We start from the raw sequence: 13,820 nt of genomic DNA, 5'->3' as shown, positions 1-13,820 counted from the left end.
CATGTCATACCCGTACGACCGATTTGTCCCGGGGGGAGCGAGGTGGGAATGTGTGGCATCCCCCCGGTGTTGGTAGCGTCATTAGTAGGACGTCGGAAACAGACCCGGTTAGGGAGTCAGCAGATGACGGTTGAGAGCAGCGAGACCACGGCACAGGGCCTGGTCCTGACCGAGGCGGCCGCGACCAAGGTCAAGTCCCTGCTGGAGCAGCAGGGCGAAGAAGGTCTGCAGCTGCGCGTTGCCGTGCAGCCGGGTGGTTGCTCCGGGCTGCGTTACCAGCTCTTCTTCGATGACCGTTCGATGGACGGCGATGTCGTGACCGACTTCGACGGAGTGGGCGTGGTCACCGACCGGATGAGCGCTCCCTACCTGATGGGCGCCACCATCGACTTCGTCGACACCATCGAGAAGCAGGGCTTCACCATCGACAACCCGAACGCCACCGGCTCCTGTGCCTGTGGCGACTCGTTCAACTAGTCGATCAGCCCGCCCGATCGGGCACCGGGGGCCCCGATCCGTCTTTGTGCGGGCGGGGCCTTCGCGTATCCTCGTGGGGCTCAACTGGCTTGCTGACAACGAGGAAGAAGAATCCCGTGCGCATCGCCGTCACCGGCTCCATCGCGACTGACCACCTGATGACCTTTCCCGGCAGCTTCGGCGATCAGCTCATCGCCGAGCAGCTCGACCGGGTGTCGCTGTCGTTCCTGGTCGACGACCTGCAGATCCGGCGTGGCGGCTGTGCGGCCAACATCGCCTTCGGCATGGCCTGCCTGGGTCTGCGGCCCTTCCTGGTCGGCGCGGTCGGCAACGACTTCGCCGACTACCGCTCCTGGCTGGAGCGCCACGGCGTCGACTGCGAGTCGGTGCACGTCTCCGAGACGCAGCACACGGCGCGGTTCCTGTGCACCACCGACGACAACCACAACCAGATCGCGTCCTTCTACACCGGCGCGATGGCCGAGGCGCGGCTGATCGAGCTGCAGCCCGTCGCCAGCCGGGTGGGCGGCCTGGACCTGGTGCTCGTCGGCCCCAACGACCCCGACGGCATGCTCCGCCACACCGACGAGTGCCGCCACCGCGGCATCCCGTTCGCCGCCGACATCTCCCAGCAGCTCGCCCGCATGGCCGACGAGCAGATCCGCCAGCTCGTCGACGGCGCCGCCTACCTCTTCTCCAACGACTACGAGAAGGGCCTGATCGAGCAGAAGACGGGCTGGTCCGACGAGGAGGTGCTGAGCAGGGTCGGCGTCCGCGTCACCACGCTCGGCCCCAAGGGCGCGGTCATCGACCGCGAGGGCGAGCCCTCCATCCACGTCGCCCCCGCCCCCGAGCGGGGCAAGGTCGACCCGACGGGCGTCGGCGACGCCTTCCGCGCGGGGTTCCTGGCGGGTCTGGCCTGGGGGCTGCCGCTGGAGAGGTGCGGCCAGATCGGCAACCTGACGGCCACCCACGTGCTGGAGCGCGTCGGCGGCCAGGAGTACGAACTCGGCCAGAAGGTCTTCCTGGACCGTTTCACCGAGGCCTACGGCACCGACGCCGCCGCCGAGATCGCCCCGCACATCCGCTGCTACCACCCCTGACACGGGCGCGCCCCCGCCGCGGACGGCGGGGGCGCGGTGTCCTTCCGTACGGTCAGGTCCCCGCGTAGACCCGGTGGACGAACTCGGCGAGCTGGTCGTCGGGCAGGTGGCGGGCCAGGTCGGCTTCGCTGATCATGCCGACCATGCGGTGGTCGCGCATCACCGGGAGCCGCCTGATCTGGTGCTCCTCCATGCGCGCCAGAGCCTCCTCGACCGTCGCGTCGGCCGGTATCCACACCAGCCCGGTCGCCAGGTCGCCGGCCCGCACGCGGGACGGGTCGTGGCCCGTGGCCACGCACTCCACCACGATGTCGCGGTCGGTGATGATGCCGGTCACCCGATCGTCCAGGCATACCGGCAGCGCGCCCACCCCGAGCTCACGCATGAGCTGCGCGGCCCGGTCGAGCGTCTCGTGTGACTGGATGCACTCGACCCCTTGGCTCATCAGGTCGCCGGCGGTGTCGCTCATGTCTCTCCCCCTCGAAGAAGTGCTGCTTCCTCTCCAAGGGGCCGCTACCCCGTACAGGGCGGCTCAGTAGTTGCGCCGCACGTGGATCGCCCAGCCCCCCTGGGGCAGCTCGTACGAGCCCACATGGCGGTGGGACTTGAGCCGGCACCAGGCCGGCACGTCGGTGAAGGCGGCCGGGTCGTCGGCCAGCACGGCCACCACGGCGTTGAGCGGGACGTAGTTGATCTGCTCGGCGAGCATGATGATCGGGATGGGGCACTTCTTCCCCAGCGCGTCGATCGTCAATGCCGGCTGAGTGGCCTCGGTCATGCGACTCCTGCGTCCTGGCGGATCCGGTGCACCAGCTCGGGCAGCACGGTGAGGAACCTGTCGACCTCGGCCGCGGAAGCGCCCCTGGGCAGTGACACCCGGACATTCCCATGCGTGAGCACGCCCATCGCTTCCAGGACGTGCGATGGACGAAGCGTACTAGCCGTGCAGGAACTCCCGGACGAGACCGCGAATCCGGCCTTGTCGAGCTCGGTGAGCAGCGCCTCGCCGTCGACGTACAGACAGGAGAACGTGACGATGTGCGGGGCCCGGTCGTCGGGGTCGCCGATCACCTCCACGTCCGGCACCACCTTCGGCACCGTCTCCCTGATCTTGCCGACCAGCGCGGACAGCCTGGAGCGTTCCCGGGCGGCGTCGGCCGTCATCGCGCGCAGCGCGGCGGCCGCCGCCACGATGCCCGGCACGTTCTCGAACCCCGGCACGCGCCTGCGCTCGCGCTCGTCCTCCGGCAGGAACGAGCGGAACCGGGTGCCCTTCCTGACCGCCAGCACGCCGACGCCGGGCGGGCCGCCCCACTTGTGTGCGCTGGCCGTCAGCACCGACCAGCCCTCGGGCAGCGGCATCCGGCCGGCCGTCTGCGCCGCGTCCACCAGCAGCGGCACCCCGTGGCGCCGGCAGGCCGCGGCGGCCTCGGCCACCGGCTGGACCGTGCCGACCTCGTGGTTGGCCGTCTGCAGGCAGGCCAGGGCCGTGTCGGGGCGCGCCACCGCCTCGGTGAAGGCCGCCAGGTCGACCCGCCCCAGCCGGTCGACGCCGACGAGCTCGGCGCTGCCGCCGTCGCGTTCGTGCAGGCGGGCCGCGTGCAGCACGCTGGAATGCTCGACGGCGGAGGTCACCAGATGGCGGCCCGCCCGCCGCCTGCCCTGTAGGGTGCCGAGCAGACCGAGATGCACGGCCTGCGTGCCGGAGGAGGTGAACGTCACCTCGTCGGGCCGCGCGCCCAGCGCCTCGGCCACCTCCGTGCGGGCCTGCTCCAGCAGCAGGTGGGCACGGCGGGCCTGGTTGTAGAGCCGCGCGGGATCGGCCCAGCCGACGTCGATGGCCGCCAGCAGCGCTTCACGTGCCTGGGGATGCAGCGGCTCGGTGGAGGCCGCGTCGAAGTACGCCACGCTTCTATGATCCCACTCATGGCACGCCATCGAGGGGGCGCGCGGAAGGGCGGGGCACTTGCGCGCTAATGTGTCTGCAATCAGCTGTGCATCAGGAAATACGAGCGCCCGGGAGAGACTCCTGGGCTTCATCTGTGGGGTAGGCGATCCGTGAGTCCGACCCGCCGTTCGACGCGGCGTTCGTTGGCCCGGCGTAGAGTGCCGCGCGCCGCCGCTTTGGCGTTGCTACTGGCCTCCGCTACGGCGTGTGCAAATGACGTTCCCGAGGCAAAGTGGTCCAACGGACTGCTGCCGGACGCCATCACCCAGCAGGGTGAGACCGTCACGGCCCTGTGGAACGGAGCGTGGATCGCCGCGCTCGCCACCGGCGGAGTGGTCATCGGCCTCATCGTCTGGGCCTGTCTTTTCCACACCAGGCGCAGGGCCAAGGCTGATCTCCCGCCGCAGGTTCGCTACAACCTGCCGATCGAGATGCTCTACACCCTGGTGCCGCTCGTCATGGTGTCGGTGTTCTTCTTCTTCACCGCCCGTGACAGCGAGGAGCTGAGCCGGGTGACGGGCGACGCCGACGTGAAGGTCAAGGTGGAGGCGTTCCAGTGGAGCTGGCGTTTCACCACCACGACGGCCGACGGCAAGACGACCGAGCCGGTGAGCGGCATGCCGGTGAGCGACTACCAGCAGGGTCCGCAGCTCGTGCTGCCCGTGGACAAGAAGGTGGAGTTCGACCTCTTCACCGATGATGTGATCCACTCCTTCTGGGTGCCCGACTTCTTGTTCAAGCGGGACATCATCCCCGGCATCCCCGATGACAACCCCGGGCGCAAGTTCGAGGTGACCACCCTCAGCAAGCCCGGCGTCTACGCCGGCCGGTGCGCCGAGCTGTGCGGCGTCGACCACAGCCGCATGCTCTTCTCGATCAAGCTCGTGACGCAGCAGGAGTTCGACCAGTACGTCGCGTCCAACCAGGCGGGGAGTGCCCAGTGACCGCCATCCAAGAGCCGATCACCACCCCGGCCCCGCCGGTGCGCCGGCCCATCTCCAAGGGCCGGATCATCGCCAAGTGGCTGTCCTCCACGGACCACAAGGTGATCGGCAACCTCTATCTGATCACCTCGTTCATGTTCTTCCTGGTCGGCGGCATCATGGCGCTGGTCATGAGGGCCGAGCTGGCCCAGCCGGGGCTGCAGTTCACCAGCAACGAGCAGTTCAACCAGCTGTTCACCATGCACGGCACGATCATGCTGCTGATGTTCGCGACGCCGCTGTTCGCGGCCTTCGCGAACGCGGTCATGCCGCTGCAGATCGGCGCCCCCGACGTGGCGTTCCCGCGGCTCAACATGGTGAGCTACTGGCTCTACCTGTTCGGCAGCCTCATCGCGGTCTCGGGCTTCCTCACCCCGGGCGGCGCGGCGTCCTTCGGCTGGTTCGGGTACGCGCCGCTGTCCAACGCGGTCTACTCGCCCGGCATCGGCGGCGACCTGTGGATCATGGGCCTGACGATGTCGGGTCTGGCGACGATCCTCGGCGCGGTCAACTTCATCACCACGATCATCTGCATGCGCGCGCCCGGCATGACCATGTTCCGGATGCCGATCTTCACCTGGAACATCCTGCTGACCAGCATGCTCGTGCTGATGGCCTTCCCGGTGCTGGCCGCCGCGCTGCTCGCGCTGGAGTCCGACCGCAAGTTCGGCACGCACATCTTCAGCTCCGAGGTCGGCGGGCCGATGCTGTGGCAGCACCTCTTCTGGTTCTTCGGCCATCCAGAGGTCTACATCATCGCGCTGCCGTTCTTCGGCATCATCACCGAGATCCTGCCGGTCTTCAGCCGTAAGCCGATCTTCGGCTACATCAGCCTCGTGGCCGCGACGATCTCCATCGCCGGCCTGTCGATGACCGTGTGGGCGCACCACATGTTCCCCACCGGGCAGGTGCTGCTGCCGTTCTTCTCGTTCATGACCTTCCTCATCGCGGTGCCGACCGGCGTGAAGTTCTTCAACTGGGTCGGCACGATGTGGCGCGGTCACCTGAGTTTCGAGTCGCCGATGCTCTACTCGATCGGCTTCCTGGTGACGTTCCTGCTCGGCGGCCTGACCGGCGTCATCCTGGCCTCGCCGCCGCTCGACTTCCACATCAGCGACACCTACTTCGTCGTCGCCCACTTCCACTACGTGGTGTTCGGCACCGTGGTGTTCGCGATGTTCGCCGGGTTCTTCTTCTGGTGGCCCAAGCTCACCGGCAAGATGCTCGACGACAGGCTCGGCAAGGTGCAGTTCTGGCTGCTGTTCATCGGCTTCCACGCGACGTTCCTGGTGCAGCACTGGCTGGGCATGCTCGGCTTCCCGCGCCGCTACGCCGACTACGGGGCCGCCGACGGCTTCACCGACCTCAACATGATCTCGTCCGTGGGCGCGTTCGTGCTCGGGGCCTCGACGCTGCCGTTCTTCTACAACGTCTGGAAGACCTGGCGCACGGCGCCCAAGGTCACCGTCGACGACCCGTGGGGCTACGGTGGCTCGCTGGAGTGGGCGACCTCCTGCCCGCCGCCGCGCCACAACTTCACCAAGCTGCCTCCCATCCGGTCCGAGCGTCCCGCGTTCGACCTCAAGTACCCGCACCTGTCCGCCAAGCCCGCGCCGGAGGTGGAGGCCTGATGAAGGTCCAAGGTTGGCTGTTCCTGCTGTGCGGCCTGTTCTTCGCCGGTGTCACCGTCGCCTACTGGTTCTGGACCAAGGCGGCGACCGGGGTGGGCGAGCCGGTCGGCACCACCGCGCTGGCCATCTCGGTCGGCTTCGCGTTCATGATCGGCTACTACCTGATGTTCACCGCGCGGCGCATCGGCGCCCAGCCGGAGGACAACAAGCAGGCCGACATCAGCGACGGCGCCGGTGAGATCGGCTTCTTCAGCCCCAGCAGCTGGTGGCCGCTGTTCGTCTGCCTGGCCGCCGCCTTCACCTTCGCCGGGTTCGTCATCGGCCTGTGGATGTTCATCATGGGCGTGTTCCTGGTGATCATGGCCATGATCGGGTTCGTGTTCCAGTACTACCGGGGCCACTTCTCGCACTGACCCCTCGTCCATGAGCGGGCGTCCTTCTTCAGAGGGGACGCCCGCTTTTTGGTGTTCTTTACTGGACTGCGGATGTGGCCAAACGATCACCGAGGGTAATAACAGAGATGAATCTGCTCGACTCGGACGGGGGGAGTGCTGATGGGGCGCGTAGCGGGTCGATCGATGAGCCTGGGACTGGGCATGGCCGTGCTGCTGACGGCGTGCTCGGCGAGCAGCGCCGCCGACGAGGAGCGCAAGGCGGCGCCTGACGCCACTGTGGCGATCCAACCGGCCGACCGGGCGGCCGACGTGCCGACGGACCAGACGGTCGTCGTGGCGGCCCATGGAGGCACGCTCAGGAGCGTCACCGTACGCAGCGCGGACGGTGCCCTGCCGGGCGTGCTCAGCGCCGACGGGACCCGCTGGCGCAGCACCGCCACCGCCCGCCCCGGCACCACCTACACGATCCGCTCGGTCGCCGCCAACAGCGACGGCAAGCAGACCGAGAAGAGCAGCACGTTCTCCACCGTCAAGGCGGCCACGTCCTTCGACATCGAGAGCATCTCGCCCAGCAAGAACACCACCGGCCTGACCGTCGGCGTCGGCATGCCCATCATGATCGCCTTCGACCAGCCGATCGCCGACCGGGTCGCCGTCGAGCGCAACCTGCTCGTCCGTACCTCCAAGCCCGTCGAGGGGGCCTGGCACTGGTTCGACGACAAGCGGGTCGACTTCCGGCCGCGCGAGTACTGGCCCGCGCACACCGACGTGCGCGTCGAGGCCAACCTGGCGGGCGTGCAAGGCGGCAAGGGCATGTTCGGCAAGCGCGACCTGGCGATCGACTTCAAGATCGGCCGATCGCAGATCACCAAGGGCAGCGTCGACGAGCACGTGCTGGTCGTGCGGCGGAACGGCAAGAAGATCCGCGAGATGCCGATGAGCGCCGGCAAGGGCGGTGTGATGAAATATCACACCACCTCAGGCATTCACCTGGCCATGTCCCGCGAACCGGTCACCATCATGACCTCGCCCGGCATCGGCCCCGGCCAGGCCGGCTACTACCAGATGACCGTGTACAACACGGTGCGCATCTCCAACAGCGGCGAGTACGTGCACAGCGCCCCCTGGTCGGTGGGCTCCCAGGGGTACGCCAACGTCAGTCACGGCTGCGTGAACGTCAGCCCGGACAACGCGGCCTGGTTCATCAAGAACACCCTGATCGGCGATCCCATCATCATCACGGGCTCCCCGCGCCCGCTGGAGCCGACGAACGGGTGGGGGCACTGGCAGGAGAACTGGAAGCAGTGGCTCAGGTGGAGCTCCATCAAGGACGGGCCCACCCTGCCGTTCTCCTGACCTCGTACGGGCCTGACCGCGGCGGGGCCGCGGTCAGGAGGAGACGGAAGCGCTGGTCTTGATCCAGCCGTCGAGGGTGGCCGAGGCGCGGCCGGAGTCGACGGCCTGGGTGGCGCGGGCGTAGGCGTCGATCATGGCCGAGTCGAGGTCGTCGCCGGGGCCGTCGAGCGCGACCAGGGCGGCGGCGGCGTTCAGCAGGACGGCGTCGCGCACCGGCCCGGTCTTGCCGCCGAGCAGGTCGTGCACCGCCTGGGCGTTGAAGGCCACGTCGCCGCCGCGCAGGGCGCCCGCCTCGGCGCGCGGGATGCCGAGCACCGCCGGGTCGAAGGTGGTCTGCGTGGCGCTGCCGTCGGCGACCATCCACACCGTGGAGGTGGTGGCGATGGTCAGCTCGTCGAGCCCGTCGTCGCCGCGGAAGACCAGCGCGGAGACGCCCCGCTCGGCGAAGACCCCGGCCAGCACCGGGAGCATGCGCGGGTCGTAGACGCCGATGGCCTGGGCGGCCGGGCGGGCCGGGTTGGTGAGCGGGCCGAGGAAGTTGAAGACGGTGGGGACGCCGATCTCCTTGCGGGTCGGCCCGGCGAAGCGCAGCGCGGGGTGGTAGACCGGCGCGAAGCAGAAGGCGATGCCGGCCTCGGTCGCCACCCGGGCGGTCTGCTCGGGGGTCAGGTCGAGCCGGATGCCGAGGTGCTCCAGCACGTCGGCGGCGCCGCACGAGGAGGAGGCGGCGCGGTTGCCGTGCTTGACGACGCGGGCGCCCGCGGCGGCGGCCACGATGGCGGCCATGGTGGACACGTTCACGGTGTGGGCGCGGTCGCCGCCGGTGCCGACGACGTCCACGACCGGGCCCTCGACGTGCAGCGGCGTGGCGAGGTCGAGCATCGTGCGGGCCAGGCCGGTCACCTCGGCCACGGTCTCGCCCTTGGCGCGCAGCGCGACCACGAAGGCGGAGATCTGGGCGGGCGTGGCGGTGCCGGACATGATCTCCCGCATCGCCCAGGCCGTCTCGTCGGCCGTGAGGTGCTCCCCGGACAGGAGCGCGGAAAGGATGGCCGGCCAGGTCGTCCGCGAGTCCACGTCAGGCACCTACTTGGCGTTGAGTCGGGTGGAGGAGCGACGGCGCATGAGGTCGGCGACGGTGTCGGCCAGCACCATGGGCTCCAGGGGCTGGGACACGACGGCGTCGGCCCTGGACCAGTCGGCCAGCCAGCGGTCGTCGCGCCGGGCGATGATGAGGCAGATGGGCGGGCAGTCGTAGACCTCGTCCTTGGCCTGGCGGCTGATGCCCATGCCGCCCGCGGGCTGGGTCTCGCCGTCGAGCACGGCCACGTCGATCTCGCCGGAGCCGAGCCACTGGTGCACCTTGGGCTCGGTGGCGCACTCCACGACCTCCACGAAGGGCACGTCCATCGCCGGCCGCCGGCCGATCGCCTGCCTTACCGCCTGCCGGGTGGCGGCGTCGTCGCTGTAGACGAGGACCTTCATCGTGTCGGTGCTCACGGTCGCGCTCACTATCGGTCGTAGCGGTAGGGTCATCTGGGATCGTACCGTTGGCACGGCGTGCGGACCCAGGTTGGCGGCCCCTGGCGGGCGATATGTCCCAATTATCCCAGGTTAGACGCCTGATTGTTCCCGCTAACGGGGGGGCGTGCGCCGGACCGACCACCAGAGCCGCAATAATGCTGCCCGTGGCGACAGCATCCGCAATTACTTCGACGACGACAGGTCAGCCGTACCGCAGACCCAACCTGGTCAGCGTGGGTACGATCGTCTGGCTGTCCTCTGAGCTCATGTTCTTCGCGGCGCTGTTCGCGATGTACTTCACCATCCGGTCGGTGAGCGTGGGCCAAGGCATCGACTGGGCACCCGCCTACATCCCGGCGGGCGCCTCGGCCGAGGGCCTGGCTCACCTGAACATCCCGTTCGCGACGGTCAACACGACGATCCTGGTTCTGTCCAGTGTGACGTGCCAGCTCGGCGTGTGGGCCGCGGAAAAGGGGCAAGTCAGCAAGCTCAGGTTCTGGTATCTCGTCAGCTTCCTGATGGGGTCGGTGTTCATCGCCGGCCAGCTGTACGAGTACATGGAGCTGGCGAGCGAGGGCGCGACCTTGTCCGCCAACCCCTACACGTCGGTGTTCTACCTCACGACGGGCTTCCACGGCCTGCACGTGACCGGTGGCCTGATCGCGTTCCTGTTCGTGCTGGGACGTACGTACGCCGCGAAGCGCTTCACGCATGAGCAGGCAACCAGCGCCATCGTCGTGTCCTACTACTGGCACTTCGTCGACGTCGTCTGGATTGGTCTTTTCGCGACCATCTACATCATTCAGTAAGGAACGGGACCTCTGTGACTAGGATCACCGCTTGGCGGCGGCATCCCCTCGCGAGATATGCCGTCCTGATTTTGGCGTTGGCGCTGGTCGGGACGGCATATGCTACGTTTGTGCAGGTGAGCAGGCCTGCTGACGCGGCGCTCGCGTCGGGCAAGGTCGACGATGTGGCGAGGGGCAAGAGCCTCTTCCAAGCTCACTGCGCCAGCTGCCACGGGCTCAACGCCGAGGGCACGTCGACGGGCCCCACGCTCATCGGCGTCGGCGCCGCGTCCGTCGACTTCCAGATGAGCACCGGACGGATGCCCGCGGCCAACCCGGGCGCCCAGGTGCCGCGCAAGCCGCTGCCCGAGTGGGTCGACAGCGACAGCATCAGCGACATCGCGGCGTACGTGCAGTCGCTCGGCGGCGGTCCCACCGTGCCGTCCGGCGACCAGGTGGACCCGGCGCTGGGCGACGCCGCCAAGGGCGGTGAGCTCTTCCGCGCCAACTGCATCCAGTGCCACAACTGGGCGGGCGCCGGCGGCGCCCTGACGCGGGGCAAGTACGCCCCCAACCTGAACGAGTCTTCTCCCACCCAGATCTACGAGGCGATGGTCACCGGCCCGCAGGCGATGCCGGTCTTCAACGACACGACCATCACGCCCGAAGAGAAGCGCAACATGATCGCCTACATCGTCCAGGTGCGGGAGCAGACCGACCCCGGAGGTTTCGCCCTGGGTCGGATTGGCCCGGTAACCGAAGGCCTCGTAGCCTGGGTCGTGGGCATCCTTGCCCTCGTCCTCGCCGCAATCTGGATCACCGCGAAGAAGCGACAGAAGTCATGACTGACAACGAGCACGAGATCGAGCAGCCGGACGAGCGCGTCCCCAAGCGCGTGATCGGCACCCCGCCGCCGGGCACCCCGATGCTCGGCGAGGCGGAGGCGCGCGACGCCGGCGACGCCGGGGGCGAGACCCCCGGCATCACGCTGCAGGACGAGAAGAGGGCGAGCGGGGCCGAGAAGCTCGTCGCCCTCTGCTTCCTGCTCGCCTTCCTGGGAGGCGTCGCGTTCCTCGTCTCCTACGTGGTGTTCCAGGTGGGCAGCCCCGAGGCGACCGGAGTCTCCAACCTGGCTCTCGGCAGCTCCCTCACCGTGGCGGTTCTGGGTCTGGCCGTCGGCATCGTCGTCTGGGTCCGCCAGATCATGCCGAAGTACGCCCTGGTCCAGGAGCGCCACCTGATGGTCTCCGGCGAGGACGACCGCGAGGTCGTGGCCGACACCTTCGTCGAGGGCGCCAACGAGAGCGGCTTCGTCAAGCGCAAGATGATGCGCCGCACGCTGCTGCTGGCGGCCGCGCCGCTCGGCCTGATCCCCCTGATCCTGCTGCGCGACCTCGACAACACCAAGATGAAGGCCACCAGCTTCAACAAGCTGCTGCGCCACACCGTCTGGGGCGAGAAGACCGTGGAGGGCCAGCCGCGACGCCTCATCGTCGAGGGCACCGGCCAGCCGATCAGGGCGGCCGACTTCAACTCGCCCGGCGGCATCCTGTCCATCGTCCCCGAAGGCTACGAGCACGACCTGAACGTGCTCGCCAAGGCCACGCTGATCCTGATCAAGTTCCGGCCCGAGGAGCTGAAGTCGGGCGTCAACAAGAACTGGACGCACGACGGCATCGTGGCCTATTCGAAGATCTGCACGCACGTCGGCTGCCCCGCGGCCCTGTACGAGCAGACGACCCACCACATCCTGTGCCCGTGTCACCAGTCGACGTTCGACGCCGCCGACGGCGCCAAGGTCATCTTCGGTCCGGCGGCCCGGCCGCTGCCGCAGCTGCCGATCACCGTCGACAACGAGGGCTTCCTCGTCGCGGCCGGTGACTTCCCGGTGCCGGTCGGCCCCAGCTACTGGGAGCGCGGCGACGCCGAGGCGGAGGCCAGGGCCAAGGGAGGCCAGGCATGAGCGAGCTGACAACCGTGCCCAAGGCGGTCGGCGGACCGTCCAACTGGCTCGACGAGCGCCTCGGCGGAGCCAACTTCCTCAAGCGCAACCTGCGCAAGGTCTTCCCCGACCACTGGTCGTTCCTGCTGGGTGAGATCGCGCTCTACTCGTTCATCATCCTGCTGCTGACCGGTACGTTCCTGACGTTCTGGTTCAAGCCCAGCATGGAGCACGTCCTCTACGACGGCTCCTACGCGCCTCTGCAGGGCGTGGGGATGTCCGCGGCCTACGCGTCGTCGCTGGAGATCAGCTTCGACGTCCGCGGGGGTCTGCTCATGCGGCAGATGCACCACTGGGCGGCCCTGCTGTTCATCGCGGGCATGATGGTCCACATGCTCCGGGTGTTCTTCACCGGCGCCTACCGCAAGCCGCGTGAGATCAACTGGATCATCGGCATCCTGCTGCTGACCCTGGCCCTGGCCGAGGGCCTCACCGGTTACTCGCTGCCGGACGACCTGCTCTCCGGCGCGGGCGCGCGCATCACCCAGGGCGTGGCGATCTCGCTGCCGCTGGTCGGCACGTACGTCTCGTTCTTCCTGTTCGGCGGGGAGTATCCGGGCACGGATCTCATCTCCCGGTTCTACGCGCTGCACATCCTGCTCATCCCGGGCATCCTGCTGGCGCTGATCTCGGCCCACCTGGTGCTCATGTGGGTGCAGAAGCACACCCAGATGCCGGGCAAGGGGCGGGCCAACACGAACGTGGTGGGCGCGCCGTTCTACCCGGCGTTCATGGCCAAGGCGGGCGCCTACTTCCTGTTCACGCTCGCCGTGGTGGCAGGGCTGTCGACCTTCGCCCAGATCAACCCGATCTGGATCTACGGTCCCTACACGCCCGCCGACATCTCGGCCGGGTCCCAGCCAGACTGGTACATGGGCTTCCTCGAAGGATCCCTGCGCATCATGCCGGCGTGGGAGATCAACATGTTCGGCACGGCCCATGCCGGCACACTGCCACTGAGTGTGATCATCCCGGCGTTGTTGCCACTGGGGCTCGTCATGACGGGTCTGGCGCTCTATCCGTTCCTGGAACGCTGGATCACGGGCGACCACCGCGAGCACCACATGGCGGAGCGCCCGCGCAACAACCCGCACCGCACCTCGATCGGCATGGCCGGCATCTCGTTCTACGGGGTGCTCTGGCTGCTCGGTGCGAACGACGAGATCTCGGCGTTCTTCCACATCAACCTGAACTGGACCACGTACGCCGGCCGCGTGCTGGTGTTCGCCGCCCCGGTGCTGGCGTACATCATCACCTACCGGATCTGCCTGGGCCTTCAGCGTTCGGACGCCGAGGTCGTCTCCCACGGCGTGGAGTCGGGTGTCATCAAGCGGCTGCCGCACGGTGAGTTCATCGAGATCCACACGCCTCCGGCGGAGGACATCGAGGCCCACGTGCGGGGCAAGGAGCCGGTGGCCATGCTGCCGATGGCCGAGGACCCGTCCGGCATCCCGCACAAGGGCATGCGCGGGCCGATCGGCAAGCTCCGTGCCCGCATGTCCAAGGCGTACGGCGGGGAGAAGATCCCCCTCGTCGACGGCCACGCCCGCGAGGAGGAAGAGCACGCCGCGGTCGGTCCCGGCGAGGAGGACCATACGCTGACGCGATAGCTC

15 protein-coding genes are annotated in these 13,820 nt (G+C 68.3%); 10 read left to right on the top strand and 5 right to left on the bottom strand.

Going from position 1 to position 13,820, the window contains the following annotated elements:
* Positions 1 to 123: 123 nt before the first annotated feature.
* Entirely contained in the window at positions 124 to 477 is a 354-nt protein-coding gene (gene erpA / locus ABD999_RS17200; RefSeq protein ID WP_148032819.1) for an iron-sulfur cluster insertion protein ErpA, read from the top strand.
* Between the two features lie 116 nt (positions 478 to 593).
* Positions 594 to 1,580, top strand: coding sequence for a carbohydrate kinase family protein (locus ABD999_RS17195; RefSeq protein ID WP_148032818.1), 987 nt, complete (start codon positions 594 to 596; stop codon positions 1,578 to 1,580).
* Between the two features lie 52 nt (positions 1,581 to 1,632).
* Here ABD999_RS17195 and ABD999_RS17190 read toward each other — a convergent pair whose 3' ends face one another.
* The 3 genes from ABD999_RS17190 to ABD999_RS17180 all read right to left on the bottom strand — a co-directional run bounded on the left by ABD999_RS17190 (position 1,633) and on the right by ABD999_RS17180 (position 3,488).
* Entirely contained in the window at positions 1,633 to 2,049 is a 417-nt protein-coding gene (locus ABD999_RS17190) for a CBS domain-containing protein (protein ID WP_148032817.1), read from the bottom strand.
* A gap of 63 nt (positions 2,050 to 2,112) precedes the next feature.
* Positions 2,113 to 2,358 carry a sulfurtransferase TusA family protein gene (locus ABD999_RS17185; protein ID WP_148032816.1) on the bottom strand — a complete coding sequence of 82 codons (246 nt, stop codon included), beginning with the start codon at positions 2,356 to 2,358 and terminating at the stop codon, positions 2,113 to 2,115.
* Positions 2,355 to 3,488, bottom strand: a complete 1,134-nt coding sequence (locus tag ABD999_RS17180; RefSeq protein WP_148032815.1) for a cysteine desulfurase family protein — start codon at positions 3,486 to 3,488, stop codon at positions 2,355 to 2,357. The genes ABD999_RS17185 and ABD999_RS17180 overlap by 4 nt, the downstream gene beginning before the upstream one ends.
* Before the next feature lie 216 nt (positions 3,489 to 3,704).
* Here ABD999_RS17180 and ctaC point away from each other — a divergent pair, with 216 nt between their 5' ends.
* The 4 genes from ctaC (at position 3,705) to ABD999_RS17160 (ending at position 7,893) form a co-directional block, all read left to right on the top strand.
* A complete protein-coding gene (gene ctaC / locus ABD999_RS17175; RefSeq protein ID WP_246639776.1) occupies positions 3,705 to 4,472 on the top strand; it encodes an aa3-type cytochrome oxidase subunit II in 768 nt (255 codons plus the stop codon).
* A complete protein-coding gene (ctaD, locus tag ABD999_RS17170) occupies positions 4,469 to 6,142 on the top strand; it encodes an aa3-type cytochrome oxidase subunit I (protein ID WP_271277930.1) in 1,674 nt (557 codons plus the stop codon). Before ctaC ends, ctaD begins: the two co-directional genes overlap by 4 nt.
* The gene (locus tag ABD999_RS17165; RefSeq protein ID WP_148032812.1) at positions 6,142 to 6,555 is read left to right on the top strand and encodes a cytochrome c oxidase subunit 4; all 414 of its coding nucleotides are present in this window, start codon (positions 6,142 to 6,144) and stop codon (positions 6,553 to 6,555) included. The genes ctaD and ABD999_RS17165 overlap by 1 nt, the downstream gene beginning before the upstream one ends.
* A gap of 165 nt (positions 6,556 to 6,720) precedes the next feature.
* Positions 6,721 to 7,893, top strand: a complete 1,173-nt coding sequence (locus tag ABD999_RS17160; RefSeq protein WP_271277929.1) for a L,D-transpeptidase — start codon at positions 6,721 to 6,723, stop codon at positions 7,891 to 7,893.
* Between the two features lie 33 nt (positions 7,894 to 7,926).
* On the opposite strand, the gene trpD is transcribed toward ABD999_RS17160, so the two are convergent.
* Together trpD and ABD999_RS17150 are read right to left on the bottom strand one after the other, a co-directional pair.
* Positions 7,927 to 8,970, bottom strand: coding sequence for an anthranilate phosphoribosyltransferase (trpD, locus tag ABD999_RS17155; RefSeq protein ID WP_219544671.1), 1,044 nt, complete (start codon positions 8,968 to 8,970; stop codon positions 7,927 to 7,929).
* 9 nt (positions 8,971 to 8,979) lie between these two features.
* Positions 8,980 to 9,378, bottom strand: a complete 399-nt coding sequence (locus tag ABD999_RS17150) for a response regulator (protein ID WP_219544785.1) — start codon at positions 9,376 to 9,378, stop codon at positions 8,980 to 8,982.
* 194 nt (positions 9,379 to 9,572) lie between these two features.
* Between ABD999_RS17150 and ctaE the strand changes: the two genes are divergently transcribed.
* The 4 genes from ctaE to qcrB are packed head-to-tail and all read left to right on the top strand — an operon-like array spanning position 9,573 to position 13,817.
* Positions 9,573 to 10,226, top strand: coding sequence for an aa3-type cytochrome oxidase subunit III (gene ctaE / locus ABD999_RS17145; RefSeq protein ID WP_281429370.1), 654 nt, complete (start codon positions 9,573 to 9,575; stop codon positions 10,224 to 10,226).
* 14 nt (positions 10,227 to 10,240) lie between these two features.
* A complete protein-coding gene (gene qcrC / locus ABD999_RS17140) occupies positions 10,241 to 11,050 on the top strand; it encodes a cytochrome bc1 complex diheme cytochrome c subunit (protein ID WP_271277928.1) in 810 nt (269 codons plus the stop codon).
* Positions 11,047 to 12,168 (top strand): cytochrome bc1 complex Rieske iron-sulfur subunit, encoded by a 1,122-nt coding sequence (gene qcrA, locus ABD999_RS17135; protein ID WP_148032807.1) that lies wholly within the window; start codon positions 11,047 to 11,049, stop codon positions 12,166 to 12,168. Before qcrC ends, qcrA begins: the two co-directional genes overlap by 4 nt.
* Positions 12,165 to 13,817: a cytochrome bc1 complex cytochrome b subunit gene (gene qcrB / locus ABD999_RS17130; RefSeq protein ID WP_271277927.1), complete on the top strand. Its 1,653-nt coding sequence runs from the start codon at positions 12,165 to 12,167 to the stop codon at positions 13,815 to 13,817. Before qcrA ends, qcrB begins: the two co-directional genes overlap by 4 nt.
* Positions 13,818 to 13,820 lie beyond the last annotated feature (3 nt).

Origin of the sequence: Nonomuraea ferruginea (assembly GCF_039540635.1) — a bacterium.
GTDB classification, from domain to species: domain Bacteria; phylum Actinomycetota; class Actinomycetes; order Streptosporangiales; family Streptosporangiaceae; genus Nonomuraea; species Nonomuraea ferruginea.
Note: the sequence above shows the minus strand (reverse complement) of the source record. Positions and strands in the feature narration are given on the sequence as shown.

Excerpts from the sequence above, each read along its gene's own strand:
- erpA (WP_148032819.1), top strand. The coding sequence starts at position 124 with ATGACGGTTGAGAGCAGCGAGACCACGGCACAGGGCCTGGTCCTGACC.
- ABD999_RS17190 (WP_148032817.1), bottom strand. The coding sequence starts at position 2,049 with ATGAGCGACACCGCCGGCGACCTGATGAGCCAAGGGGTCGAGTGCATC.
- ABD999_RS17185 (WP_148032816.1), bottom strand. The coding sequence starts at position 2,358 with ATGACCGAGGCCACTCAGCCGGCATTGACGATCGACGCGCTGGGGAAG.
- ABD999_RS17165 (WP_148032812.1), top strand. The coding sequence starts at position 6,142 with ATGAAGGTCCAAGGTTGGCTGTTCCTGCTGTGCGGCCTGTTCTTCGCC.
- ABD999_RS17160 (WP_271277929.1), top strand. The coding sequence starts at position 6,721 with ATGAGCCTGGGACTGGGCATGGCCGTGCTGCTGACGGCGTGCTCGGCG.
- ABD999_RS17150 (WP_219544785.1), bottom strand. The coding sequence starts at position 9,378 with ATGAAGGTCCTCGTCTACAGCGACGACGCCGCCACCCGGCAGGCGGTA.
- ctaE (WP_281429370.1), top strand. The coding sequence starts at position 9,573 with ATGCTGCCCGTGGCGACAGCATCCGCAATTACTTCGACGACGACAGGT.
- qcrA (WP_148032807.1), top strand. The coding sequence starts at position 11,047 with ATGACTGACAACGAGCACGAGATCGAGCAGCCGGACGAGCGCGTCCCC.
- qcrB (WP_271277927.1), top strand. The coding sequence starts at position 12,165 with ATGAGCGAGCTGACAACCGTGCCCAAGGCGGTCGGCGGACCGTCCAAC.